At 71.4% G+C, this 25907-nt stretch carries 25 protein-coding genes; 20 read left to right on the forward strand and 5 right to left on the reverse strand.

What is annotated here, in order from left to right; genetic code table 11:
* Positions 1-7: 7 nt before the first annotated feature.
* Positions 8-811: a MazG nucleotide pyrophosphohydrolase domain-containing protein gene (locus P5P86_RS01895; protein WP_280609573.1), complete on the reverse strand. Its 804-nt coding sequence runs from the start codon at positions 809-811 to the stop codon at positions 8-10.
* A gap of 140 nt (positions 812-951) precedes the next feature.
* On the opposite strand from P5P86_RS01895, the gene P5P86_RS01900 reads away from it, so the two are divergent.
* Entirely contained in the window at positions 952-1506 is a 555-nt protein-coding gene (locus tag P5P86_RS01900; RefSeq protein WP_280609574.1) for a hypothetical protein, read from the forward strand.
* Between the two features lie 90 nt (positions 1507-1596).
* On the opposite strand, the gene P5P86_RS01905 is transcribed toward P5P86_RS01900, so the two are convergent.
* Together P5P86_RS01905 and P5P86_RS01910 are read right to left on the reverse strand one after the other, a co-directional pair.
* On the reverse strand, positions 1597-2397 hold the full coding sequence (locus P5P86_RS01905; protein WP_280609575.1) for a DNA alkylation repair protein: 801 nt from the start codon (positions 2395-2397) through the stop codon (positions 1597-1599).
* A 303-nt stretch (positions 2398-2700) separates the two neighbouring features.
* Positions 2701-2946, reverse strand: coding sequence for a sulfatase-like hydrolase/transferase (locus P5P86_RS01910; protein ID WP_280609576.1), 246 nt, complete (start codon positions 2944-2946; stop codon positions 2701-2703).
* A gap of 322 nt (positions 2947-3268) precedes the next feature.
* Between P5P86_RS01910 and P5P86_RS01915 the strand changes: the two genes are divergently transcribed.
* From P5P86_RS01915 to P5P86_RS01955, 9 genes are read left to right on the forward strand one after another with little or no spacing between them, the layout of a single operon-like run.
* Positions 3269-4672: a purine-cytosine permease family protein gene (locus P5P86_RS01915; RefSeq protein ID WP_280609577.1), complete on the forward strand. Its 1404-nt coding sequence runs from the start codon at positions 3269-3271 to the stop codon at positions 4670-4672.
* A gap of 3 nt (positions 4673-4675) precedes the next feature.
* Positions 4676-6226, forward strand: coding sequence for a GMC family oxidoreductase (locus tag P5P86_RS01920; protein ID WP_280609578.1), 1551 nt, complete (start codon positions 4676-4678; stop codon positions 6224-6226).
* On the forward strand, positions 6223-7476 hold the full coding sequence (locus P5P86_RS01925; RefSeq protein ID WP_280609579.1) for a flavin-containing monooxygenase: 1254 nt from the start codon (positions 6223-6225) through the stop codon (positions 7474-7476). The genes P5P86_RS01920 and P5P86_RS01925 overlap by 4 nt, the downstream gene beginning before the upstream one ends.
* Positions 7477-7492: 16 nt before the next feature.
* The gene (locus P5P86_RS01930; protein ID WP_280609580.1) at positions 7493-7915 is read left to right on the forward strand and encodes a RidA family protein; all 423 of its coding nucleotides are present in this window, start codon (positions 7493-7495) and stop codon (positions 7913-7915) included.
* Positions 7912-8586: a DUF1028 domain-containing protein gene (locus P5P86_RS01935; protein WP_280609581.1), complete on the forward strand. Its 675-nt coding sequence runs from the start codon at positions 7912-7914 to the stop codon at positions 8584-8586. The genes P5P86_RS01930 and P5P86_RS01935 overlap by 4 nt, the downstream gene beginning before the upstream one ends.
* A gap of 3 nt (positions 8587-8589) precedes the next feature.
* Complete coding sequence (locus tag P5P86_RS01940) at positions 8590-9720, forward strand: M20 family metallopeptidase (RefSeq protein ID WP_280609582.1); 1131 nt, start codon at positions 8590-8592, stop codon at positions 9718-9720.
* A complete protein-coding gene (locus P5P86_RS01945; RefSeq protein ID WP_280609583.1) occupies positions 9717-11210 on the forward strand; it encodes an aldehyde dehydrogenase in 1494 nt (497 codons plus the stop codon). Before P5P86_RS01940 ends, P5P86_RS01945 begins: the two co-directional genes overlap by 4 nt.
* Complete coding sequence (locus tag P5P86_RS01950; protein ID WP_280609584.1) at positions 11207-13291, forward strand: oxidoreductase; 2085 nt, start codon at positions 11207-11209, stop codon at positions 13289-13291. Before P5P86_RS01945 ends, P5P86_RS01950 begins: the two co-directional genes overlap by 4 nt.
* Complete coding sequence (locus P5P86_RS01955) at positions 13288-14778, forward strand: APC family permease (RefSeq protein ID WP_280609585.1); 1491 nt, start codon at positions 13288-13290, stop codon at positions 14776-14778. The genes P5P86_RS01950 and P5P86_RS01955 overlap by 4 nt, the downstream gene beginning before the upstream one ends.
* Here P5P86_RS01955 and P5P86_RS01960 read toward each other — a convergent pair.
* Complete coding sequence (locus P5P86_RS01960) at positions 14709-15686, reverse strand: LysR family transcriptional regulator (RefSeq protein WP_280609586.1); 978 nt, start codon at positions 15684-15686, stop codon at positions 14709-14711. The genes P5P86_RS01955 and P5P86_RS01960 overlap by 70 nt on opposite strands.
* A 113-nt stretch (positions 15687-15799) precedes the next feature.
* Between P5P86_RS01960 and P5P86_RS01965 the strand changes: the two genes are divergently transcribed.
* Positions 15800-16924, forward strand: coding sequence for a histone deacetylase-like amidohydrolase (locus P5P86_RS01965; protein ID WP_280609587.1), 1125 nt, complete (start codon positions 15800-15802; stop codon positions 16922-16924).
* Here the strand turns inward: P5P86_RS01965 and P5P86_RS01970 are convergent.
* Positions 16903-17751, reverse strand: a complete 849-nt coding sequence (locus tag P5P86_RS01970) for a DICT sensory domain-containing protein (protein WP_280609588.1) — start codon at positions 17749-17751, stop codon at positions 16903-16905. The genes P5P86_RS01965 and P5P86_RS01970 overlap by 22 nt on opposite strands.
* Before the next feature lie 80 nt (positions 17752-17831).
* On the opposite strand from P5P86_RS01970, the gene P5P86_RS01975 reads away from it, so the two are divergent.
* From P5P86_RS01975 to P5P86_RS02015, 9 genes are read left to right on the forward strand one after another with little or no spacing between them, the layout of a single operon-like run.
* Positions 17832-18884: a polyprenyl synthetase family protein gene (locus P5P86_RS01975; RefSeq protein ID WP_280609589.1), complete on the forward strand. Its 1053-nt coding sequence runs from the start codon at positions 17832-17834 to the stop codon at positions 18882-18884.
* Positions 18881-19786 (forward strand): phytoene/squalene synthase family protein, encoded by a 906-nt coding sequence (locus P5P86_RS01980; RefSeq protein ID WP_280609590.1) that lies wholly within the window; start codon positions 18881-18883, stop codon positions 19784-19786. Before P5P86_RS01975 ends, P5P86_RS01980 begins: the two co-directional genes overlap by 4 nt.
* Positions 19783-21393, forward strand: a complete 1611-nt coding sequence (gene crtI / locus P5P86_RS01985) for a phytoene desaturase family protein (RefSeq protein WP_280609591.1) — start codon at positions 19783-19785, stop codon at positions 21391-21393. Before P5P86_RS01980 ends, crtI begins: the two co-directional genes overlap by 4 nt.
* Positions 21390-21755, forward strand: a complete 366-nt coding sequence (locus tag P5P86_RS01990) for a lycopene cyclase domain-containing protein (RefSeq protein ID WP_280609592.1) — start codon at positions 21390-21392, stop codon at positions 21753-21755. The genes crtI and P5P86_RS01990 overlap by 4 nt, the downstream gene beginning before the upstream one ends.
* On the forward strand, positions 21752-22078 hold the full coding sequence (locus P5P86_RS01995; protein ID WP_280609593.1) for a lycopene cyclase domain-containing protein: 327 nt from the start codon (positions 21752-21754) through the stop codon (positions 22076-22078). The genes P5P86_RS01990 and P5P86_RS01995 overlap by 4 nt, the downstream gene beginning before the upstream one ends.
* Positions 22075-23451, forward strand: coding sequence for a cytochrome P450 (locus tag P5P86_RS02000; RefSeq protein WP_280609594.1), 1377 nt, complete (start codon positions 22075-22077; stop codon positions 23449-23451). The genes P5P86_RS01995 and P5P86_RS02000 overlap by 4 nt, the downstream gene beginning before the upstream one ends.
* Positions 23436-24566 (forward strand): glycosyltransferase family 2 protein, encoded by a 1131-nt coding sequence (locus P5P86_RS02005; RefSeq protein ID WP_280609595.1) that lies wholly within the window; start codon positions 23436-23438, stop codon positions 24564-24566. Before P5P86_RS02000 ends, P5P86_RS02005 begins: the two co-directional genes overlap by 16 nt.
* Entirely contained in the window at positions 24566-25048 is a 483-nt protein-coding gene (locus P5P86_RS02010) for a glycosyl-4,4'-diaponeurosporenoate acyltransferase CrtO family protein (protein WP_280609596.1), read from the forward strand. The genes P5P86_RS02005 and P5P86_RS02010 overlap by 1 nt, the downstream gene beginning before the upstream one ends.
* On the forward strand, positions 25045-25887 hold the full coding sequence (locus P5P86_RS02015; protein ID WP_280609598.1) for a phosphatase PAP2 family protein: 843 nt from the start codon (positions 25045-25047) through the stop codon (positions 25885-25887). The genes P5P86_RS02010 and P5P86_RS02015 overlap by 4 nt, the downstream gene beginning before the upstream one ends.
* The last annotated feature ends 20 nt before the right edge of the window (positions 25888-25907 follow it).

A 25907-nucleotide genomic window follows, 5' to 3' on the forward strand; every position in this document is an offset into this window, starting at 1 on the left:
ATTGTGATCAAGCGACCGATGGAGCGGCTGCAGCACGCGCCGCGTTCACAGCCTCCTTGCGCGTAACGGCCTCCGCGAGGTCAACGCCGAGACTGCTCGAAAGGTGGACCAGGTACAGCTGGAGGTCTGCGAGTTCTTCAGCGACGTCTTGTCCATCCCAGTCATGGTTGCGCGAGAGTCCGATGGACTTACGGACCGCACGTGCCAGTTCACCCATCTCCTCGGTCATGAGCAGCAGGGTGTCTTGGACCGTTTCGCTGTCCCAACCACGACGGGCGGCGGCACGTTCGTAGTAGTGCTGAAGACCGCGCAATCCGTTGCCGGGCGCTTTCAGTTCTTGGGTGAGAGCAACCTCGGTCGGATCAGAGACGACTGTCACCCACGCCTCGTAGGTCTCCTCGGTCGGCGGGTTGTCAGAAAAGATCGGAATGCCGAGGGCCTTCGCGTGTCCGAGCTCGAACATCGCGCTAGCTCCGATGTATCCCTCGGGCGCGTGTAGCCAGACGAAGTCCGCCTCGACAAGCGCAGAGAGATGCTGCTCCTCAATTTCAGTTGCGGAGGCGTTCAGCTCGTGCCGCAGCCGGACGAACTCTGCGTCTGGGTCAACGAAGTCGATCCCGAGCGGGGAAAGCACCTCGTAGGTGTCCATCAGGATGTTGAACGTCTCAGCGAGCCGGACACGGTCGCGGCGGAACGAGCCGCAAAGTACGACGCGTAGCGGTCGGTCGGCCTCAACGCTTGCACCCTGAGGCGGGGCGGTATTTGCGGGCGACGATCCTCCGTCGGACTGCGGTGCGGGCGCCCGCACCACGCGACTCACGCTAGCTCCGCTCACGTAAGTAAGTTTAACACGTGCGTGCCTTTCCGTGTCGCGCCACGCGGCACTTCGGCCAGCCGCCGGCAGCGAGGCCGACGCTTGCTGTCGTCGCTTACTTACGTCACCATGGGACCGTGGCACGAGCGGTGACTTCGACCGCGCTGACGCTGCATGAGGCGGCCGAGCGCTTGGCTGTCACGCCGCAAAGGATCAGCCAACTGTTAAAGCAGGGCGTGCTGACAGGGCCGTCCTACGGCCCCGGCCGTGCGCCGGCCAACGTGCCACGGGTGTCTCTCGAATCAGTGGCAGAGTACGAGCGACAAAGACCGGCCAGGACGTCCGGTCGCGCGATCCCAAACCGGACGATCCTCGAGTCCGAGGTGAAGGCTTTACGCGCGGACGTGGACCGACTGACGCGTGGGTCAGAGGCACGAGAGCGAGCTGCGCGACAGGCTGCGATGGAGCTCAAGGCCGGCGCCGACAGCATCTACGAACGGCTAACTGCTCGTATCGAGGAGAACCGGTCCCTTGCGGCACAGCTGGCGGCCGCTCGGGCCGAGCTGGAGACCGCACGTGGGGATCTCTCGTTCGCCGCCGCACGGATCGATGCTCTGGAGTTGCGCGACCAGTCGCTTGGGAACGCACTTACTTCACTTCTCGTACCGGACTCTCCGGCCGACATGGGCTGACCACGATGGCGGAGTGGTCTTGGCGCGTCCGACGGGAGTCGGCTGCGTGGTTCGACCACCACGACGAGCCGGCGTGGGACTGATCGGGCTTCAGACTTGCGATTGGCCGCGCCGAAGGGTGCGCAGTGCTCGTCGGCGAACGTAAGCGATGTCGTCCCCGTATCTTGTGTGCCAGCATTCGAGGTGCTGCGTGACCCACGCTGGCTGGCTCTTCGATGCGTCGTTGAGCCAGTTCGCGACCGAATCCTGTACGTAGCGGTTTCGATCGTTGATTAGGCGATCAAGGATCGGTAGCGCCAGGCCAGGCTCGTCCTTGAGGAGCGTTATATGTGTGCTCCAGACTCCGCGTGGACGGATGACCTCGGATGCGAATCGCCGCACGCGCGGGTCCGGGTCCTCGGCGAATCTTTCGAGCTCTGCAATCGCAACATCGAGGTGCGCCGCGACAATCGGACGAAGAGAGAGCCATGCCCACTCACGCACGGCGAAATGTGGGTCCGCCGCGAAGCCCTGTCCGAGTGCGAGTTGCGTCGCAATGGGGCGCGAGGTCATCGGGATGCTGAACGCGACCCAACCACGCACCGTGTCGCTCGACCATCGCGCCGCCTGCCCGTAGACGTCCTCGCCGTACTCGGCCCATAGGATCGCCGCGCCCGCCCGCATCCGGCCCAAGAAGTTCGGTATCCGCATCTCCTGCGCGCGGTGGGCCTGCGACGGAACCGTGGATGCGAGTAACGCGCCCATGTCCATCGCCATCTGTTCGATGTGGTTCGCGCTCGCGCCCCCGGCCTCAAGCTCACGAAGTGCGTCGCTGGTTACGTCGGCGAGACGTCTTGCCCCGCGTCGCTCGGCCTGGATGAAGGCCGGCTCGAAACTGGTAACCGCGTGCACTCGATCATGAGGCGCGGTGCGGGGCTCCGGGGGTTCGCTCGGCACGGGAGACGGTTGCACGCCAGCAAGTGTGACTCAGCGGGGGGTCCCGCCAGGTCTGCGGCACGGATCGAGCGACGCCTCAGGCAGGGCCCAGGACCCTTGATGCACGCAACCCCTCGACATCCTGAGGCTCCATTACTAACCATCGCTCTTCCGATTTCGGCCTCCGATGTGTATGACCTTCAGCGCGTTGTGAACGCGCTCCGGCGCACCAGAAAGTTGAAGTGGAGCCAGCCTTCCTCGGTGCGGAACTGGGTCACATCAGCAGCCGGTCGTCGTGAAGTTGGTGTACTTCAACCCGTCCTGAGCCAGGCGGTCGGTGTTCGGGGTCCGGATCAGCCCTCCGAACGGCTCGATCCAGCCGAACCCGATGTCGTCGATGATGACGTACGAGACGTTCGGGGCGTCGGCCGGCGCGGTCGGTGGCATCGGGAAGGCCGGCTCGGAGTCCTCCCACGTGCGTCCGATCTCGCCAGGGAACCGCTCGCCCTCGAGGTAGGTCCTCATCGAGCCCTGAGCCTCCGGCATCGTCATCACCCCGTCGTGTGTGCGCCGGTCCCGCGCCGGCGGCCACAGCAGCAACACACCGACCGACCCCACCTCGGGTCACCCGAAGCGGGCGAGACCGGGCGGGCGCCCCCGGCCCTCCCGTCCGGCATCACGACAGGCCGAGCGTTCGACGATGCTCCATCTGTTTTTCCGATGCACTGGAGCGATAACAGGTATTGGCATCGACGGAGTCGCGGGACGCATAGTTCCAGCACCCCGTTCGGGGGAGGACAACGGTGTCCTGCAGACGCCCACTCCGATTCTCTCGCTAGGAGAACCGATGTCCCAGTCCACAGAGTCAACCCTCGCGATCGAGCAGCGCACGATCGACCACATTCCCGTGCACGAGCGGCACGGCAAGGCACGTGACCTGTTCACCATCTGGTTCGGGTCGAACATCATGCTGCTCACGGTCGCGACCGGGGTGGTCGCCACCGCCGTCTACGGCCTGAACGTCTGGGCGGCGATCATCGCCCTGGTCCTCGGCAACGCCGTCGGAGCGGTCGTGATGGCCCTGCACGCGGCGCAGGGACCGCAGATGGGCGTGCCGCAGATGCTGCAGACGCGGGCCCAGTTCGGCTCCTACGGCAGCCTGCTGATCGTCGTACTGGTGATCTTCATGTACGTCGGCTTCTTCGCCTCCAACACCGTGCTCGGCGGCCAGGCGATCGCCTCCCTGTTCGGGATCGACGAGACCGTCGCGATCATCGCCATCGGTGCGATCAGCGCGCTCGGTGCGGTGGTCGGCTACCGCCTCATCCATGCCCTCGGCGGGTTGATGAGCCTGGTCGCCGGCATCGTCATGGTGCTCGCGTTCGTCTGGGTGCTCTTCGTCCACCACCTCCCCGCGGGCACCATGCACGCCGGCGGCTTCACCGTCTCGGGCTTCATGGGCACCGTCTCACTCGCGGCGCTGTGGCAGATCGCCTACGCGCCGTACGTCTCGGACTACACCCGCTACATGCCGCGCGACACAGGGGTGCGGCCGGCGTTCTGGGCCACCTACTGGGGCTGCACGCTCGGCTCGCTCTTCCCGATGATCCTCGGCGGCCTGGTCGGTGCCGCGCTGCCGGACGCCGACACCGTGACCGGCCTGCACGACCTGAGTGGCGGCATCGGCGGGCTGGTGGTCGGCGTCTTCGGCATCGGCATCGCGATCACCAACTCGATGAACCTCTACTGCGGGGCCCTCTCGACGATCACCGTCGGACAGACGCTGGCGCCGCACTGGAAGCCGAAGGCCGGCACCCGCGCCGTCATCTCGATCGCGCTGTGCGCCGTCGCCCTGGTGATGGGCATCGCCGGCAAGGACAACTTCCTGGTGAACTTCACGAACTTCATGCTCCTGCTGCTGTGCGTGCTGGTGCCGTGGACGGCGGTCAACCTGGTCGACTACTACGCGATCAAGCACGGCGTCTACGACATCGAGTCGCTCTTCGAGGCCGACGGCGGCCGCTACGGGCGGGTCAACGTCATCGCCGTCAGCTGCTACGTGCTGGGCATCGCGATCCAGCTGCCCTTCATCGACACCACGATCTGGGAGGGACCGATCGCGAAGTCACTCGGCGGGGTCGACATCTCCTGGATCGTCGGGCTGCTGGTCATCTGCCCGCTCTACTACGTGCTGATGAAGCGGTTCCCGCGCCTGTCCGGCGTACGCGTCGAGGCCGTCGAGGTCGCCTGAGCGATGACGACCTATGACTACGTCGTCGTGGGAGGCGGTACGGCGGGATCCCTGCTCGCCGGTCGCCTGTCCGAGGACCCGGCCGTCTCGGTGGCGCTGGTCGAGTGGGGGCCCGACGACGCGGACGAGCCGCGCGCGCACTCCATCCGGCGCTGGGCGGAGATGCTCGAGGGCGAGTACGACCTCGACTACCGCAGCGTGCCGCAGGAGCGCGGCAACTCGAACATCCGCCAGGCGCGGATGCGGATCCTGGGCGGGTGCTCGACGGCGAACACGATGATCTCGTGGCGGACGCTCGCCGCCGACCTGGACGACTGGGTCGCCCGCGGCGCCGCGGGTTGGGGCGCCGAGATCGTGCAGCCCTACTACGAGCGGCTGCTGACGCCGATCGTCCCGGTCGCCCCGGCGGACCGCAACCCCTTCGTCGCGGAGATGGTCGAGGCCGCTTCCACAGCGCTCGACCTGCCGGTCAAGGAGCGCTGGAACGACGGCTCCCTGGATGAGGAGGCCGTCGGGACAGGGTTCTTCGAGATCGGGTACACGCCCGAGACCAACCTGCGCTCCTCGACCTCGCAGCACTACCTGCCGACGGCGCTGCGTGCCGAGCGGCCCAACCTCACGGTCCTGCTCGGCCGGCGGGTGACCCGGCTGGTCCTCGACGGCACCCGGGTCGCAGGGGTCGAGACGTCCGAGGGACTCGTGGTCGAGGCCGTGCGGGAGACGATCCTGTGCTGCGGCGCGATCGACTCGCCGCGGCTGCTCCAGCTCTCGGGCATCGGGCCGAAGGCCGTCCTCGAGGAGGCGGGTGTCCCCGTCGTGGTCGACCTGCCGGGTGTAGGCGAGAACCTGATGGATCACGCCGAGGGTCTCATCGTCTGGGAGGCGAGGGACGTGCCGCCGGTCTCGGTCAGCGCGACCGGCTGGGACGCCGGGGCCCTGGTGGTGGTGGACGAGCCGCGCAACCGGCCCGACATCCTCATGCACTTCCCGGTCGAGGCGGTCGCCGACCACGCCGTCTCCTACGGGGTCGAGCTGCCCGAGCGGATCGTCGCGATCGCACCGAACGTCGCCGTACCGGCGAGCCGGGGCCGGGTCTGGATCACCAGCGCCGACCCGGAGGCGGCACCGTCGATCGACTACCGCTACTTCACCGACCCCGAGGGCCATGACGAGCGGATCCTCGTCGAAGGCATCCGGCTCGCACGCCGGATCGCCGCGACCGAGCCGCTGGCCCGCCATCTCGTGCGCGAGGTCTTCCCGGGATCCGAGCGGCAGACGGATGCCGAGCTCGGCGAGATCCTGCGGGCGACCCACCAGACCGTCTACCACGTCTCCGGCACCTGCAGGATCGGCGCGGACGACGACCCGATGGCGGTGCTCTCCCCCGACCTGACCGTCCGGGGCGTGGAGGGGCTGCGCGTCGTCGACGCGTCGGTCTTCCCGCAACTGGTCTCCACCAACCCCGTCGTCACGGTGATGCTCGTCGCCGAGCGGGCCGTGGACCTGATCCGAAGCAGTGGCGCTACCCCTGAAGGAAGGCGAGCAGAAGCGTGACGAGTGAAGACGTCGAGGTCGTCGTGATCGGCGCCGGACAGGCCGGGATCGCGATGAGCGAGCACCTGGGCAACGCAGGCATCCCGCACGTCGTCCTCGAGCGGGCCCGCATCGCCGAGAAGTGGCGGACGGGACGCTGGGACTCGCTGGTGGCCAACGGCCCCGCCTGGCACGACCGGTTCCCGAGCCTCTCCTTCGACTCCGACCCCGACGGGTTCCCGGCCAAGGACGAGGTCGCGAGCTACTTCGAGACCTACGCGGCCACGATCGGAGCACCGGTGCGAACCGGCGTCGAGGTGACGTCGGTGACCAAGAACGAGGGCGCTCCCGGCTTCCGGGTGGAGACCGCGACGGGCACCCTGAACGCCCGTTACGTCGTCTCGGCGACGGGTGCGTTCCACACGCCGGTGATCCCGCCGGTGGTCCCGGCCGGCACCGGCGTCGAGCAGATCCACTCGGCGGCGTACCGCAATCCCGGCCAGCTGCCGGCCGGAGGCGTGCTGGTGGTCGGTGCCGGCTCGTCCGGGGTCCAGATCGCCGCCGAGCTCCGCGCCTCGGGACGGGACGTCTTCTTGTCGGTCGGGCCGCACGACCGGCCGCCGCGGCGATACCGCGGACGGGACTTCGTGTGGTGGCTCGGCGTGCTGGGCAAGTGGGACGCGACCACGCCGCCCCTGGGTGCCGAGCACGTCACCATCGCCGTCAGCGGCGCCGACGGCGGCCGCACCGTCGACTTCCGCGACCTGGCCGCGGCCGGGATCACCCTGGTCGGCCGCACCCGTGCCTGCCGGTCCGGCGTGGTCGAGTTCGAGGACGATCTCGCCCGCAACATCCACGCCGGCGACGCCAACCTCCTCGCCCTGCTCGCCGAGGCCGACGCGTACGTCGAGCGCAACGGCCTCGACCTTCCGGCCGAGCCGGAGGCGCACGTCCTGGGGCCCGACCCCGCCTGCGTGACTGACCCCCTCGCCCGGCTCGACCTGGCGGAGGCCGGGATCGGGTCCATCGTCTGGGCCACCGGCTACGGCCAGGACTTCTCCTGGCTCAAGGTCGACGCCTTCGACGGGGCCGGCCGGCCGAGGCACCAGCGAGGCGTGGGTGCCGAGCCGGGTGTCTACTTCCTCGGACTGCCCTGGCTCTCGCGCCGCGGCTCCAGCTTCATCTGGGGTGTGTGGCACGACGCCAAGTACATCGCCGACCAGATCGTGATCCAGCGCGGCTACGCCGCCGCCTACAGCCACGCCGAATAAGGAGACCCGAGCCCTCGTGACCCACCACACCCGCATCCGGCCGTTCAACACCAAGGACACCTACCCGGAGCAGAACCTCGACAACGACCTGTGCCAGGCCGTCGTCGCCAACGGTGTCGTCTACATCCGCGGCCAGATCGGCCAGGACCTCGACACCCGCGAGAGCGTCGGCATCGGCGACGTCGAGGCGCAGACCGAGAAGGCGATGGCGAACATCAAGATGCTCGTCGAGGAGGCCGGTGGCTCGCTCGAGGACATCGTGAAGGTGGTCGTCTACCTCGTCGACGTCCGGTACCGCGAGGCCGTCTACCGGGTGATGGGCAGGTGGCTCACGGGCGTCTTCCCGGTCTCCACCGGCCTGGTCGTCTCGGCGCTCGCACGGCCGGAATGGCTGGTCGAGATCGACGCCACCGCCGTGTTGCCGGCGGAGTCCCGATGACCTTCTCGCTGACCGCCCGCGACCCCGAGACCGGCGCGTTCGGCATCGCCGTCACCTCGTCGAGTCCTGCGGTGGCCGCCCGCTGCGCCCACCTCGCCGCGGGCGTCGGGGCGGTGGCCTCGCAGAACGTCACCAACCCGGCGCTAGGCATGCGCGGGCTGGAGCTGCTGGCGGACGGGACCTCCGCGCAGGAGGTGCTCGACCGGCTCGTCGTCGGCGAGCGGTTCCCCGAGTACCGCCAGCTCGCCGTCGTCGACGGCCGCGGAGCGGTCGCCGCCTACGAGGGCGCCGCGACGCTGGGCGTGCACGCCGTCGCGGTCGGCGAGGAGTGCGTCGCGGCCGGCAACCTCCTGGCCGACGATCGCATCCCCACGGCCGTCGTCGCCGCCTACGCCGCCAGCCCCGCGGCCTGCTTCGAGGGCCGGCTGCTCGACGGCCTGCTCGGTGGACTGGCCGCCGGCGGCGAGGCCGGTCCGGTCCGGTCGGCCGGTCTCTCGGTGGTCGAGGACGTCGCCTGGCGGGTCACCGATCTGCGCGTGGACGACCACGACGCACCGCTCCAGGAGCTCGCCAGGCTGCTCGCGCTGTGGCTCCCGCAGAAGTCCGACTACCGCGTCCGCGGCCTCGACCCCACGGTGGCGCCGTCGTACGGCGTTCCCGGGGACGAGTGAGCCATGGGCGACCCGAAGCAGCTCGTGGCCGATGAGGTCCGCAGGCGGTCCGGCAGCCTGGTCGGGCTCAGCCACGCGATCCATGCCCTCGCCGAGGTGGCCTGGCAGGAACACGCGTCGGCGCAGACCCTGACGGAGTGGCTGGCCACCGAGGGCTTCACCGTGGAGACGGGTCAGGCCGGCCTGTCGACGGCGTTCGTCGCGACCCGTACCGGCTCCGGCTCCGACTCCGGCCCGAGGGTGGCGTTCGTGGCCGAGTACGACGCGCTGCCGGGACTCGGTCACGCCTGCGGGCACAACATCATCGCCTCCGCCGCCTGCGGCGCGGCAGCGGCCCTCGCCGCCGTCGTACCGGAGTTGACCGTCTCGGTCATCGGGACCCCGGCCGAGGAGGGCGGCGGTGGCAAGATCGCGCTGCTCGACGCCGGTGTCTTCGACAGCGTGGACGCCGCGCTGATGGTGCATCCCGGGCCCCGCGACTTCCTCTACGCGCGGCCGTTCGCCGTCGCGCACCTGGAGGTCGAGTACAGCGGGTACGGCGCCCATGCGGCCGCCTACCCCGAGCTGGGCCGCAACGCCGCCGACGCCTTCACCCTCGCCCAGGTCGCCATCGGCCTGCTGCGCCAGCAGCTGCCTGCGGGCACGAGGGTGCACGGCATCGTCATCGAGGCCGGCACCGCGGCGAACGCCATCCCGGAGCACTCCGTCGGCCACTGGTACGTCCGGGCCGAGAGCCTGGCCGAGCTGGAACCGCTGGTCGAGCGGGTCCTCGACTGCTTCCGGGCCGGCGCGCTCGCCACCGGGTGCGAGCTGGCGTTCCACGAGACCAGCCCGCGCTACGCGGAGTTCCGCAACGACGAGGCCATGGTCGAGATGTTCGACGCCAACGCCACCGCGCTGGGCCGCCGTTTCGACAGGGGCCGGGCGGGCATGAACACCGCCTCCACCGACATGGGCAACGTCTCGCAGGTCGTCCGCGCGATCCATCCCTACATCGGCATCGACACCGAGGCCGTCAACCATCAGGCGGCCTTCGCCGACGCCGCCGTCACCGACGCCGCCGACCGTGCGGTGCTCGACGGCGCGGTGCTGCTCGCCCAGACCGCCTACGACTTCGCCACGGAGGAATCGTGACCTCTCCCGACTCCGGTCCCGACTGGGCCGCGCTCGCCGAGGCGTTCACCCCGCGTCGCCGCATCTTCGTCGACGGCGACTGGCGCGACGCCGTCTCGGGTGAGACCTTCGCGACCGTGAGCCCGCGCGACGGCCGGGTGCTGGCCGAGGTCGCCCGCGGCGCTGCGGCGGACGTCGACGCCGCCGCCGACTCGGCCCGCCGCGCCTTCGAGGACGGCCGCTGGTCGCGATCGGCGCCGGCCGAGCGCAAGCGCGTCCTGCTCCGCCTCGCCGAGCTGATCGAGCGCAACGGCGCGGAGCTCGCACTGACCGATGCGCTCGACGGGGGCAAGCTCGTCGCTGAGACCAGCACCGTCGACGTCCCGGGCAGCGCCGCGATCGTCCAGTGGTACGCCGAGGCGATCGACAAGCTCTACGGCGAGGTGGCCCCTGTCGGTCCGTCGGCGCTGGCCACCGTCACCCGTGAGCCGCTCGGCGTCGTGGGCGCGGTGATCCCCTGGAACTACCCGCTGGAGATGGCGGTCTGGAAGCTCGCACCGGCGCTGGCCGCCGGCAACAGCGTCGTCCTCAAGCCGGCCGAGGAGTCGCCGCTCTCGGCGCTGCGCCTGGCCGAGCTGGCGGTCGAGGCCGGACTGCCGGACGGCGTACTGAACGTCGTGCCCGGGCTCGGGGTGGAGGCGGGGCAGGCGATCGGCCTGCACCCGGACATCGACGCGGTGGCGTTCACGGGGTCGACCGAGGTGGGCAAGCTCTTCCAGACCTACGCCGGCCGGTCGAACATGAAGCAGGTCTGGCTCGAGTGCGGTGGCAAGAGCGCCAACGTCGTCTTCGACGACGTCGAGGACCTCGACGCCGCAGCGGACCTCGCGGTCTTCGGGTTCCTGGCCTGCTCCGGCCAGGTCTGCTCGGCCAATGCGCGCCTCTTGGTGCACCGCAGCCGGCACGACGAGCTCGTCGCCTTGCTCCTCGACCGGGTGGCGGCCAAGGTCGTCGGCGATCCGCTCGCCGCGGCCTCCACGATGGGGCCGCTGGTCAGTGCCAAGCAGCTCGACCGCGTCCAGGGCTACGTCGAGAGCGGCCGGCGGGAGGCGACCCTGGCCTTCGGTGGCGCGCGGCTGCACACCGAGACCGGCGGCTCCTACCAGGAGCCCACGGTCTTCGTCGACGTCCCGCAGAGCGCCGCGGTGTGGCGCGAGGAGATCTTCGGGCCCGTCCTCGCGGTCGCCGCGTTCGACACCGAGGAGGAGGCGGTCCGGCTCGCCAACGCGAGTCCGTACGGCCTGGCCGCCTCGGTGTGGACCGACGACCTGCGACGTGCTCACCGGGTCGCCGGTCGCCTCGACGCCGGCACGGTCTCGGTCAACACCGTCGACGCGCTCGACGTCACCGTTCCCTTCGGGGGAGTCAAGCAGTCCGGCTACGGGCGCGATCTGTCCCTGCACGCCCTCGACAAGTTCACCAGTCTCAAGACCACCTGGATCCAGCTATGAGCGACTACGACATCCTGTTCGAGCCCGTGACGATCGGTCCCGTCACCGCGAAGAACCGCTTCTACCAGGTTCCGCACTGCAACGGCATGGGCTATCGCGACCCCAGCGCCCAGGCCTCGATGCGCAAGATCAAGGCCGAGGGCGGCTGGGCGGTGGTCTGCACCGAGCAGGTCGAGATCCACGCCACCTCGGACATCGCCCCGTTCATCGAGCTGCGCATCTGGGACGACCAGGACATCCCCGCGCTCCAGCGGATCTGCGACGCGATCCACGAGGGAGGCGGCCTGGCCGGCATCGAGCTGGCCCACAACGGCATGAACGCTCCCAACCAGCTCAGCCGCGAGGTCCCGCTCGGCCCCTCGCACCTGCCGGTCGCGCCTGACACCATCGCTCCGGTCCAGGCCCGCGCGATGAGCAGGCAGGACATCGCGGACCTTCGCCGGTGGCACCGCAACGCCGTCCGTCGCGCGCTGGAGATCGGGTACGACGTCATCTACGTCTACGGCGCCCACGGCTACGGCGCTCCGCACCACTTCCTGTCCCAGCGCTACAACACCCGCACCGACGAGTACGGCGGCTCGCTGGAGAACCGCATGCGCCTGCTCAAGGAGCTCCTCGAGGACACCGTCGAGGAGGTGGCCGGGCGGGCTGCCGTGGCATGCCGGATCACCGTGGAGGAGGAGGTCGAGGGCGGCATCACCCGCGCCGACATCGAAGGGGTCCTGCGTGCGCTCGGGGAGCTTCCCGACCTGTGGGACTTCGCGATGGGCAGCTGGGAGGGCGACTCGATGACCTCTCGCTTCGCGCCGGAGGGTCGCCAGGAGGAGTTCGTCGTCGGGCTCAAGAAGCTCACCTCGAAACCGGTCGTCGGCGTGGGCCGCTTCACCTCACCGGACGCGATGGTGCGCCAGGTCAAGGCGGGCATCCTCGACCTCATCGGCGCAGCCCGTCCCTCGATCGCCGACCCGTTCCTGCCGAACAAGATCCGCGACGGGCGCCTCAACCTGATCCGGGAGTGCATCGGCTGCAACATCTGCGTCACCGGCGACCAGACCATGTCCCCGATCCGCTGCACCCAGAACCCGAGCATGGGCGAGGAGTGGCGGCGCGGATGGCACCCGGAGTTCATCCGCCGCAAGGAGACCGACCAGCGGATCCTGATCGTCGGCGCCGGCCCGGCCGGACTCGAGGCCGCTCGCGCGCTCGGGGTGCGCGGGTACGACGTCGCCGTGATGGAGGCCTCCCGCGAGCTCGGCGGCCGGGTCAGCGCCGAGTCGCGGCTGCCCGGGCTCGGCGCGTGGGGGCGGGTCCGCGACTACCGGGAGGCGGCTCTGAAGGAGCTGCCGCACGTCGAGATCTTCCGGGAGAGCCCGGTGGCCGCCGCGGACGTCGTCGAGTTCGAGTTCGAGCACGTCATCGTGGCCACCGGTGCGGACTGGCGCCGCGACGGTGTCGGACGGTGGCACACCCATGCCCTGCCGATCGCCGAGGGAGCCGAGGTGCTCAGCCCGACCGATCTGTTCGCCGGGCGGCTGCCCGAGGGCAGGCGGGTGGTCGTGTACGACGACGACCACTACTACATGGGTGGGGCGGTCGCGGAGCTGCTCCGCGGCACGGGCTACGAGGTGTCGATCGTGACGCCGGCCGCTCAGGTCTCGCAGTGGACGGTGAACACCTTCGAGGTGACCAAGATCCAGCGCCGGCTGATCGAGAAGGGCATCCACCGGGTCCCCGACCACTACCTGGCCTCGGTCGCCCGGGGCGGCGTCACCATCGCGGACGTCTACACGAGGACGCCGCGCGAGCTGGAGTGCGATGCGGTGGTGATGGTGACCGCTCGGCTCCCGCGCGACGAGCTCTACCTCGAGCTCGAGAGCCGCCGGCTCGCGGGTGAGGTGGCCTCCGTGCGCGGCGTCGGCGATGCTTGGGCGCCCGGCACGATCGCTGCAGCGGTCTGGTCGGGTCGTCGCGCCGCCGAGGAGTTCGAGGCGGCCCTGCCCTCCAACGACGAAGTCCCGTTCCGCCGCGAGGTCACCCAGCTCGCGGACCTCCCCCTCACCCCGACGGCAGGCGCCCGATGAGCAAGCAGACCACCGACGCGAACATCGGCCTGACCAAGAGTCTGGGCCGTCTCGACCTGATCTTCTTCACGATCGCCGCCACGCTGTCCATCGACACGATCGGTGCGATCGCGGCGGGCGGGGGCGGCCAGTCCCTGATCTGGGGTGTGGTCGTCGCCGTCACCTTCCTGGTGCCGTACGCGTTCATCACCGCCGAGCTGGGCAGCGCCTTCCCGCAGGAGGGCGGGCCGTACTTCTGGGTGAAGTTCGCCTTCGGCCGGTTCGCCGCGGCGATCGCGACGATGCTGTGGTGGGTCACCAACCCGGTGTGGCTCGGCGGCTCGCTCGCCTTCCTGGCCGCGACGACCTGGGAGACCTACATCCATCCGATGGGGGCGGGCTCGTTCGGCGACTACGCGTTCAAGCTGATCTTCATCTGGCTCGGCATCCTGGCCGCGGTCGTCAGCATCCGGTTGGGCAAGTACTTCCTCAACGTCGGCACCGTGATCAAGCTCGGTCTGGTCGGGTTCTTCCTGCTCAGCGTGGTCATCTACGCCGCCACGCACGGTCTGCACGGCGCCGCGGCGGGTGACTACAAGCCCACCCTGGCCAGCTTCCTCGCAGTCACGCCGCTGATGCTGTTCGCCTTCTCCGGGTACGAGGCGGAGAACGGGGCCGCCGAGGAGATGCGCGACCCGCAGAAGGACGTCCCGGTCTCGGTGGCCGTCTCCGGCTCCATCTCGACGCTGGCCTACCTCGTCCCGGTCGTCGCCCTGATCATGGTGGTCCCGGTCGACAGCGTCACCGGCGCGGGCGGCTTCATGTCGGCGATCCAGACGGTCTTCTCCGTGTACGGCGGGGCGCAGCACACGATGCTCGACATCATCGCCGTGCTGTTCATCTTCACGCTGCTGCACCAGGGCGCGGCGTGGATGATCGGCTCGGACCGGGTCCAGGCGATGGCGGGGGCCGACGGCTCCTTCCCGAGGTACTTCGGCACGTTCCACCCGAAGCTGGAGACGCCGGTCCGGGTCAACCTGCTGTCGGGCGTGATCGCCAGCGTCTTCTGCGTCCTCGCCACCCGGCTGATCTCCGGCACCACCGGCGCGATCTTCGCCGTCGTCCTCACGATCGCCATCACGACCCTGCTGCTGAGCTACCTGATCATCCTGCCGGCGGTCTGGCGGCTGCGCCGTACGCATCCCGACGTGGTGCGACCGTTCCGGATCCCGGGCGCCCGAGCGGGCCTGTACCTCAGCGTCGGCCTCGCCTTCGTCTGGGTCGCCTTCGGATCGTTCGTCGCCGTCTTCCCGGGCGTGCTGGAGCACCTCCTCGGGGTCGACTACGACTTCGAGGACACCTGGAGCGTCTCGCGGCTGACCTTCGAGACGTTCACGATCGGCACCCTGGTCGTCGTGATCGGCATCGCCGTCCTCGGCTACGCCTGGCGCTCACTTCGCGGCGACTCCTCGCAGGCCCCCGCCGACGCCATGACATCGGAGCGCTGACGTTCCCCGACGACGGCCCGGCACTGCTCGACGAAGGCGGTGGCGCGGCGGCTCAGAGCGGCGATCGGCGCAGGACTCGCCAGGACGATGTCGAGGCTGCCGGCCTGGTCGTGATCGAGCTCGATCACGACCAGCCGACCGCCGTCGTAGGTGAGGTCGTGGACCGGACGCTGGTTCAGCAGCGTGAAGCCGTGGCCACGGGCGACCATGGCCCGCACCGCCTCGAAGTTGGTGAAGCGATGCCGGATCACCGGCGCGATCTCGAGCCGGGTGAAGGTCTGGGTGAAGTAGTCGCGACTGTGCGGCAGGTCGAGGAGCACCATCGGCTCCTCGGCCAGCTCGCGGACGTCGACCCGGCTCCGGTCGGCGAGCCGGTGCTCGGGCCCGACGGCGACGTAGATGGACGCCTGACGCAGGTGCTCGCGGTGGATGGCGACGCTCATGCCGAGGTCGTAGGTGAGCGCCACCTCGATGGCGTGGTCCCCGAGGGCCTGCTCGAGATCGCCGGCGCTGACCTCGACGAACTCCAGGTCGAGACCGGGGTGGGCCTGCGCGAGCCGCTGGGCGATCTCGGGGGCGTAGAAGGGTGCGAGGGTCGGGAACACACCGACCCGCAGCCGCCCGGTCAGGCTACGGGTGTCGACGGCGGCGATGGCGTCGGCGACGTCCGCCAGGACCCGCCGAGCGCGGACGAGGAAGATCTCCCCGGCTGCGGTCAGCACCAATCCCTTGGCCCGACGGCGGACGAACAGGGGCGCACCGAGCCGCCGCTCGAGGTTCGCGATCGAGGTGGAGACCGCCGACTGGGCGATGTGGAGGGAGGCGGCGGCCTCGGTCATGCTCGACAGCTCGGCGCAGCGCGCGAAGTAGACGAGCTGGTTGAGGGAGATGTCTCTCAGATCCGCCATGGGTCCATCAGATTCTGTCGGCCGGCTCAATAGATCACTCGGATGTTACGCACGGATGACATCTGCTGAATAGATGCCATCTCTTTCGAATCGACCAAGGTGAGGCGAGAGCAATGACCCAGACCGCGTTCTTCCACGACGAGCGGTGCCTGTGGCACAGCACGGGAGAGGCCGTGCTGTTCCTGCCGGTCGGGGGGTGGCTGCAGCCGCTCGCGGCCGGGGGCCATGCGGAGTCACCGGAGTCGAAGCGCCGGTTCAAGGCGCTGGTCGACGTGTCGGGTCTCGCCGAGCAGCTCGTCGTCACGTCGGCGGCGCCGGTGAGCGAGGAGGACCTGCTGCGCGTGCACCCGCCCGAGTACCTCGCGCGGTTCCAGGAGCTCAGCGCAGGCTCCGGCGGCGAGATCGGCGAGGAGGCCGTCTTCTCCCACGGCGGCTTCGAGATCGCCGCCCTCTCGGCGGGTCTGGCCAAGCGCGCCGTCCTCGACGTGCTCGACGGCCGCTTCCGCAACGCGTACGCGCTGTCGAGGCCCCCGGGTCACCACTGCCTGCCCGACCGAGGCATGGGCTTCTGCCTGCTCGCCAACATCGCCATCGCGATCGAGGCGGCCAAGGCGGAGCGCGGCCTGGGTCGGGTCGCCGTGGTCGACTGGGACGTCCACCACGGCAACGGGACCCAGGCGATCTACTACGAGCGCGACGATGTGCTGACCATCTCGCTCCACCAGGAGAACTGCTTCCCGGTCGACAGCGGGTCCTTCGACGAGCACGGGGCCGGTGCCGGCGCCGGGCACAACATCAACATCCCGATGCCGCCGGGATCCGGCCATGAGGCCTACCTCCACGCTCTGCGCCGGATCGTGCTGCCGGCACTGCGGGACTACCGGCCCGAGCTGATCGTCATCGCCAGCGGACTCGACGCCAACGTCGTGGACCCGCTGGCCCGGCAGATGGCCCACGCGGGCACCTTCCGCGAGATGACCGAGCTCATGGTGGACGTGGCCGACGAGCTCTGCGACGGGCGTCTGGTGGCGGTCCACGAGGGCGGGTACGCCGAGTCGGCGGTGCCGTTCTGCGGGCTTGCGATCCTCGAGGCGCTCTCGGGGATCCGCACCGAGGTGGTGGACCCGTTCGAGGAGACCTTCGTGGCCCAGCAACCGACCGCTCGGGTGGTCGACTTCCAGCGCACCCTCATCGACGAGATGGCCGATGCCCTCGCTCAGCGCAGGGCGTCGAGATAGCCCACCATCCGGTTGAGGAGATCGGCGGCCCGGGCGAGGTCGGGTGAGGCGGCCGCCGGCTGCTCGTCGAGGATCTCGAGGCCCTGGGGGCGCCAGCCCGGGCGGTAGGCGTCGGCCAGGCTCGCCGCGACCCGGCTGGCGGTACGCACCACGGCAGGGTCCACCGTCCACACCGCGTCGAACCGCCGTCGCCCGTCCGGCTCGGAGGGCTGGCCCGGCCGCTCGACAGCCACCAGGCAGGCGGGGAGGTCTCGGGCGTCGCAGACCAGCGCCCACTCGCGGCTGAGCGGCGCCTGCGGGGGCACCGCCACCTCGATGGGACGGCCAGGATGAGCCTGCGCAGGCGCCGGGAGGTCGGCGAAGACGACGGCAGCGGCGGCAGTACGCGCCAGCTCGTCCCACCGGCGCCGCGAGGCGCGCAGGAACCGCAGCTGCTGGAAGCTCCCGAAGAGCACCGGGCGGGCGGCGCGGGCGCAGCACTCGTCCTCGATCGCGCGGCTGAGCGCGACCAGGCTCTCCTTGGCGAGCGCCTGCGGCACCAGCGCAGGGTGCGCGCGGCGGAGCTCGGCGTACACCGAGCGCGGCTCGGTCGCCACCTCGCGTACCCGTCGCACGGCCGCCTCCAGCGCGAGCCCGGAGTCCCGGTGACGCAGCACCTCCTGCACCGCGGCCACGTCGGCCTCGTCGTAGCGACGATGACCGCCTGTCATCCGGCGGGGTGTGGGGAAGCCGTAGCGGGCCTCCCAGCTGCGCAGGGTGGGAGCCGCCACCCCGGTGCGGTCGGCGAGCTCGCTGATGGTCAGCGGGCGGCCCTGCGCTTCTCCCATCGCCTATCCTCCACGTAGTGCCTAGTTTTTCTTATGAGTGTCGCATAAGTTTGTTGGGACATCCGGCACGAGGAGGCACCGTGAGCACATTGTCGCCCGAGGGGGCGCTCGAGAGGCTGCTCGAGGACGGGCGCGAGCGCGCCGCCCGGACCGACGCCGCCCAGGTGCGCCTCTGGGAGGCGTTGACCGAGGCGACCCGTGGGGGCAAGCGGTTCCGGCCCGCCCTGGTGATGGCCGCACACCGCGCGTTCACCACGCAGACCGCTGCGTCCAGCCAGGAGTCGGCAGCAACGGTCGCGGCGGCGGTCGAGCTGCTCCACACCGCGTTCGTGGTCCATGACGACGTCATCGACGGCGACGACGTCCGCCGGGGCCGGCTCAACGTGAGCGGCACCTACCACGCCGCGGCCCGGGCGGCCGGAGCGTCGGCCGCCGAGGCGCGCGAGCTGGGCCGGGCGGCAGGCATCCTCGCCGGCGACCTCGCGCTCACGACGGCGGTCCGGGCGATCGCCGGCTGCGGCGCCGGCTCCGAGGTGGTGGACCGTCTGCTGGACCTCGTCGACGCAGCCCTGCACGCGACCGCCTGCGGTGAGCTCGCCGACGTGAGGCACTCCCTGCACCTCGAGGCGACGACACTCGCCGACAGCCTGCGGATGGAGGAGCAGAAGACGAGCGTCTACTCCTTCGCGCTGCCCCTCCAGGCCGGCGCCCTGCTGGCGGGCGCCGACACCGCGACCATCACCCAGCTCGGGGAGGCCGGACGGCGGATGGGTGTCGCCTTCCAGCTGCTCGACGACCTTCTCGGCGTCTTCGGGGATCCGACGAGGACCGGCAAGAGCGCGACCAGCGACCTGCGGGCCGGCAAGCAGACACCGCTGCTCGTGCACGCCGCCACCACCTCGGCGTGGCCACGCCTGCGCGAGTTGGTCGGCCGTGAGCTCACCGAGGCCGAGCTGGCCGAGGCGCAGCACCTCCTCGATGCGGCCGGCTCGCGCGGCTTCGTCGAGGAGCTGGTGGAGACCGAGATGGCCCGTGCCCGGCGGATCCTGGAGGAGCTCGGCGTCGCCGAGGGCCTGCTCGACGCGGTGGCGGCGGCCCTGCCCGCCGCTACCACCACGAAGGAGGCGGCGTGAGCGCGTTCCTCATCAGCCGGGTCGGCCGGCCCGGCCGGCACCCGGCCAGCATGCTGTACGACGACGTGTCGGAGTCCAGCGCGGCCGTCGTGATCAGGCGCTACTCCAGCTCCTTCGGGCTCGCCTCCCGCCTGCTGGACCGACCCGTACGCACCCGGGTGCGCAACATCTACGCGCTGGTGCGTGTCGCCGACGAGATCGTCGACAACCCGGACCGGACGCTCGGCCGCGACTCCCGGGACCGGATGCTCACCGGGCTGCAGCAGGACGCACTCCAGGCGCTGCAGACCGGGTACAGCGCGAACCTCGTGGTGCACGCCTTCGCCCGCACGGCCGTCGCCTGCGGCATCGGAGCCGACCTCGTCGACCCGTTCTTCGCCTCGATGCGCATGGACCTCGACACCCGGACCCACACCCCCGACAGCTTCGCCCGCTACGTGTACGGCTCCGCGGAGGTCGTCGGTCTGATGTGTCTGCACGCGTTCCTCCTCGAGCGTCCGGCCGGCGAGCGGGCCAGCGCCTACGACCGGCTGGCGCCCGGAGCCCGACGGCTCGGGGCCGCCTTCCAGAAGCTCAACTTCCTGCGTGATCTCGCCGAGGACCACGACGACCTCAGCCGTTGCTACTTCCCCGGCCTCGAGGTGGAGCGCTTCGACGACGCGGCTCGTGACCGGATCCTCGACGACATCGACAGCGACCTGGCCGCCGCCGCCGGGGTCATCCGCGACCTGCCCGCGAGCAGCCGGCGCGCGGTCAGGGCCGCCCACGCCACGTTCGACGAGCTCGCCAGGCGCCTGCGCGCGACGCCGGCGACCCAGATCCGCCGCCAGCGGGTGCGGGTGCCCAGCCCGGTCAAGCTGCGCATCGCCGCACGCGCCGCCGCGTACGGAGGAGACCGGTGAGCTCCTTCCTGCGCGAGCGTCCTGTGCCCTCCGCCGCCAGCGGCCCGGACGGGACCCGGGTGGTGGTCATCGGCGGCGGGATCGCCGGTCTGGCCACCGCCGCACTGCTGGCATCGCGCGGTCACGATGTCGACCTCCTGGAGAAGAACGACGAGCTCGGCGGCCGGGTCGGGAGCATCGAGCAGGACGGCTTCCGCTTCGACACCGGCGCCTCGTGGTACCTGATGCCCGAGGTCTTCGAGCACTTCTTCTCCCTGCTGGGCACGACTGCCGACGCCGAGCTCGACCTGGTCGCCCTCGACCCCAGCTACCGCGTGTTCTTCGAGGGCGAGACCGAGCCGGTCGACCTCCGGCCCGACCGCGCGCACAACCGCGCGGTCTTCGAGGCGATCGAGCCGGGCGCCGGCCGTCGGTTCGACGCCTACCTGCGCTCGGCGGACGAGACGTACGACGTGGCCCTGCGCCGCTTCCTCTACAGCAACTTCGACTCCCCGGGCAGCCTGCTCAACGCGGAGGTGCTGCGCCGCAGCCCCCGGCTGGGCCGGCTCCTCACCCGTTCGCTGGAACGCCACGTGGCGGGGTCGTTCTCCGACCGCCGGCTGCGGCAGGTGCTGGGCTACCCGGCCGTCTTCCTCGGCTCCTCCCCGGGACGCAGCCCGAGCATGTACCACCTGATGAGCCGCCTCGACCTCGGAGACCGGGTGCTCTACCCCCAGGGCGGCTTCACCCGGCTCATCGAGGCGATCGCGCGCCTGGCCGAACGTCATGGTGCGCGGCTGCACACCGGCGCCGAGGTCACTCGGGTGCTCACCGAGCGTGCCGGTGCCGGTCGCCGAGCCCGGGTCGCCGGCGTGACCGCGTCGCTCGGCGGCGAGCGCCGTACCTTCGCCGCCGACGTGGTCGTCGGAGCCGCCGACCTCCACCACGTCGAGACCGCCCTGCTGCCTGCGGACCTGCAGAGCCACCCGGAGAAGGCCTGGCACGCCCGCACCCCCGGCCCGGGGGCGGTGCTGGCGATGCTCGGCGTGGAGGGCCGGGTGCGGCAGCTGCCGCACCATTCCCTCTTCTTCACCGCCGACTGGGACCAGAACTTCGGCGACATCTTCGGCCGCCGGCCGCGGGTCCCGGAGCCGGCGTCGGTCTACGTGTGCAAGCCCTCGGAGACCGACCCGAGCGTCGCCCCGCCCGGACACGAGAACCTCTTCGTGCTCGTGCCGGTCCCCGCCGACGTCTCCATCGGGGCGGGCGGCCCCGGCGGCACCGGCGACCCGCTCGTCGAGCGGACGGCCGACGCGGCACTCGACCAGGTCGCCGCCTGGGCAGGCATCCCGGACCTGCGCGACCGCGTCCGGGTGCGCCACACCCTCGGCCCCGCGGACTTCGCCGAGCGCTACCACGCGTGGCGCGGCGGCGCGCTCGGCCTCGAGCACACCCTGCGCCAGAGCGCCTTCCTGCGGCCCGGGAACGTCTCCGCCAAGGTCGACGGTCTGCTGTACGCCGGGGCGAGCACCGTGCCAGGGGTCGGGCTGCCGATGTGCCTGATCAGCGCCGAGCTCGTGCTCAAGCGGCTCAGCGGCGACCGCTCGGCGCTGCCGGTGGCCCGATGAGCCTGCGGCACTGGTCCTACGTCGCGATGCTCGTGTTCTGCCTCGCCGGCACGCTGCCGCTCGTCGGGCTCTTCCGGCTGCGCGTGCTGCGCCAGCCGGTCCGCCTCGCGACGACCGTCCTGGTGGCGGGGGTGCCGTTCCTGGTGTGGGACCTGTGGGCCACCCACGCCGGGCAGTGGCGGTTCGACCACGCGCAGACGCTTCCGTGGCGGCTCGGCGGCCTCCCCCTCGAGGAGATCGCCTTCTTCGTGGTCATCCCCCTCGTCTCGGTCCTGACCTACGAGTCCGTACGGGTGGTCCGTGCTCGGGTCGACCGCGGGACAGGCCGCGGGACTGGCCGACGCAACGGGGCGGACCGATGAGCTACACCGCGATCGCCGTGGCGGCGGTCGCGCTGGCGCTGGTCGTGGACCGGTGGGTGGCCCGCACGCGACTGACCAGCACGAGGACCTGGTGGACGGCGTACGCCATCATCGCCTTCTTCCAGCTCCTCACCAACGGGTGGCTGACCGGGCGCGGCATCGTGCGCTACGACCCCGCCGCGATCGTCGGCGACGCCGACATCCGCTTCGTCGGTCACGGGCGCCTGGTCTACGCACCGGTCGAGGACCTCGCGTTCGGCTTCGCGCTGGTGCTCACCACCTGCGTGGCCTGGACCTGGCTGGGACGGCGGGAGGCCCGGTGAAGCTGTTGGCAGGGCCCACCGACATCGGCGTTCCGGGCCCCACCCCGCTCGACATGGCCCGGGCCTTCCGCTCGGTGCGCGCCGACCCGCTGTCCTTCCTGGACTCCGCCACGCGCCGGTGGGGCGACACGGTGGCCTTCCCCGTGCCCGGCCCACCGGCCCTGCTGCTCAACGATTCCGCCGACGTCCGCCACGTGCTGCAGACCGCCGCCCGCACGTGGGGCAAGCAGACGGTCCAGTACGCCGCACTGGCCCGCGTCACCGGCCCCGGGCTGCTGGCCTCGGCCGAGCCGAGCTGGCTCGAGCACCGGCGTCTCGCGACGCCGGCCTTCCACCATCAGCGCCTCACCGCTGTCTCGGGCGAGGTGGAGGCGGCGGCCGACGCCGTCCTGGCCGAGCACCTCGGCGAGTCGTTCGCCGGTGGCATCGTCGACGTGGCCGCGCTGACCCACCGCATCGGGCTGGCTGCGGTCGGCCGCGCGCTCTTCTCGGCCGATCTCTCGGGTCACGCCCGACGGCTGCTGGACGCCACCAGCGACGCCGCCACCCTGGTGGTCCGGCTGGGCCGCTCGGTCCTCCCGACGGCGTGGTGGGCGCCGACCCCGACCAACGTGCGCCTGGCCGTGACCCGGCGGCGCCTGGACGCGATCTCGGCCGACCTGATCGCCCAGCGGCGGCGCCGCGGCACAGCTGACGGCGCCCACGGCGACGACCTGCTCGGCCTGCTGCTCGACAGCGGGCTACCCGACGAGGCGATCCGCAACGAGCTGGTGACGATGGTCATCGCCGGCCACGAGACCGTGGCGGCCGCCCTCGCCTGGACGTTGATGCTGCTGGCCGAGGACCGACCGGCCCAGGAGCGGCTGCGGGCCGAGGTGGCCGGCCACGACGGCCCGATCGGACTGCTGGGCCACCGCGAGCGGCTGCCGTGGACACGCGCTGTCGTCGACGAGGCGCTGCGCCTCTTCCCGCCGGCGTGGGCCATCTCGCGCCGCAGCACCGCACCCGACGTCCTGGGCGGGCGCGAGGTCCCCGCCGGCACGCTGGCGATCGTGAGCCCGTGGCTGGTCCACCGTCGCGCCGACGCGTGGTCCGACCCGCTCGCGTTCCGCCCCGAGCGGTTCCTCGGCACCACCCGGGCCGCCCCGGCCTACCTCCCCTTCGGCCAGGGACCACGGCTGTGCATCGGCCGGGAGTTCGCGCTGGGCGAGATGGTCATCGTGCTGACCCGTCTGCTGAGCACCCACCGGCTCGACGTACCGCGGGGCTGGGCACGACCGGCGCCGCGTGCCCAGGTCGCGGTGCACCCGGCGGGCGGGATGCCTCTGCTCCTGCGGCCGCTCGCGCGGAGCGTCCGATGCCCCCGCCCGTGACCGCCGCGCTGGTGGTGCTCGGGCTCGCGGCCGGTGTCTGGCTGGCGCGCGACCTGCGAGCGCTGCCGCGTGACCGCGCCGACCGCGTCGACCGCGTCGACCGCGCGGCTCACCCCGACGTCCGGCCGGTCTCGGTCATCATCCCGGCCCGGGACGAGGAGGCCTCGCTGCCCGCCGTGCTCCGTGCGGTCGGCGCGCTGAGACCGGCTCCGGGCGAGGTGGTGGTCGTCGACGACGGCTCGCGCGACCGGACCGCCGAGGTCGCCCGGGCCGGCGGGGCGCGCGTGGTGGCGCCGGGCGAGCCGCCGCCGGGCTGGACCGGCAAGGCGTGGGCCTGCCACGTCGGCGCCGCCCAGGCCTGCGGTGAGCTGCTCCTCTTCCTCGACGCCGACACCGTGCTCGCGCCGGACGCGCTGAGCGCTCTGCTCGAGGCCCGCGACCGAGCAGGAGGACTGGTCTCGGTGCAGCCCTTCCACACGGTCAGCCGGCCCTACGAGCAGCTGTCGGCGTACTTCAACGCCGTCAGCGTGCTGGCCAGCGGCTCGTTCCGGCGCCGTCCCACGGGCCGGGCGATGGCGTTCGGGCCGTGCCTGCTCACCTCGCGCGCCGACTACGAGCGCGCGGGCGGCCATGCCGCCGTGCGGGGCGAGGTCCTCGACGATGCCCGGCTCGCCCGGGCCTACCAGCAGGCCGGACTGCCGGTGTGGTGCGCGACAGGGGCGCGGGCGGTGACGATGCGCAGCTATCCCGGCGGCCTGCGGGAGCTGATCGGCGGCTGGACGAAGAACGTCGCCTCCGGCGCCGCCGACGCACCACCGGGCCCGGCCGTCGCGACGGTGGCCTGGATCGGCGTCCACCACGCTGTCGCCGTGGGTGCGGCGACGGCGCTGGTCGACCACGACGGGTGGGAGCCGTGGGCGCTGGCCTGGGTGCTGGTCGCCGGACAGCTCGGCTGGCTCCTGCGCCGACTCGGCTCGTTCCGGTGGTGGACGTGGGTGCTCTTCCCCCTGCCGCTCGCCTTCTTCGACCTGGTCTTCGTGCGCTCGCTGGTGAGCACCGCCCTGCGCCGCTCCGTCCGTTGGCGGGGCCGGGCGGTGCGGGTCGGGGGCGCCTGATGCTCCGGCTGCTCATGCCCGAGGCCGTCACCGTCGCCGTCGACGTGCTCGCGTGGGGCGCGTTCCACAGCCTGACCGGCCTGGCCGCCCACCGGCTCGGCGCGGCCCGGCTCGCCCACGACGGCCAGCTGTTGCGGATCCGGCGCTTCGAGGAGGGCGGCGGCTGGTATCGCCGACGGCTGCACATCCATCGCTGGAAGGACCGGCTGCCCGAGGCGGGCGGCCTGTTCGGCGGGGTGAGCAAGCGCCACCTGCCGACGTACGACGTGGAGGGCCTCGCCCTGTTCGCGCGCGAGACGCGCCGTGCCGAGCTGGCGCACCTGTGGGCGATGGCCTGCGGGCCCCTCTTCGTGCTCTGGAACCCCCCGCTCGCCTCCGCCCTGCTCATCGCCTACGGCGTGCTGGTCAACCTGCCCTTCATCGTCATCCAGCGCTACAACCGCGCCCGGATCCAGGCGCTCGCGACTCGGGTGGTGCGATGACCGGTCGCGACTCGAGGCACGGACCGGTCGCCCAACTGCTGATCGCGTGGTCGCCGCTGAGCGCGATCCTCGTGCTCTACGCCGTCGCCCAGTGGATCAGCGCGCCGTTGGCCGGGCGCACGCACGCCGGCGGTGCCAACCGCCTCGGCTTCGCGCTGCACACGTCCGGTCCTCGGCGGATCGACGAGGCGGTGTTCGGCGTGCTCCCCTCGGCCTGGCTGCAGCGGCACCTCGTCGACGGCTCCACGCACTGGTACGACGCCGTCGCCGCCCTCGTCTACGCGACCCACTTCGTCTCCATCCCGCTGGTCACCGCGTTCGTGTGGTTCCGGGCGCGCGATCGGTTCGCCGCCTGGCTGGTGTCGGTGCTGGGCCTCACCCTGATCGGGGTCACCGGCTACGTCGTCTACCCGGCCGCCCCGCCCTGGCTGGGCTCCCCGCACGTGGAGCGGATCTCCCGGCTCGGTTGGCACTACCTCCAGCTGGACCCGATCGCCCGGGTGAGCGCCATCGGCCAGGGCGACAGCAATCCGGTGGCGGCCATGCCGTCCCTGCACGCCGGCGCGGCGCTGCTCGTCTCCGGCTTCCTGTGGCCGCTGGCGCACCGCTGGTGGCGTCCCGTCCTCGCGCTCTACGTCGTTCTGATGGCGCTGACCCTGGTCTACACGGGCGAGCACTACGCCGTGGACGTCGTGGCAGGCTGGGCGACGGCAGCCGCCGGGCTCGCCGCCGGGGCGAGCGTCGGGCGCCTGCGTCATCGCAGGCCACCACCTGCCGCCGCGCGCCACGACGAGTCCCGGCCTCCCCCCGGCGCCCGATCCGAGGAGTCGCGGGCCTGACCCCCACCGGGCCGCGGCGC

The sequence above is a fragment of the Nocardioides sp. BP30 genome (genome assembly GCF_029873215.1).
Lineage (GTDB): Bacteria > Actinomycetota > Actinomycetes > Propionibacteriales > Nocardioidaceae > Nocardioides.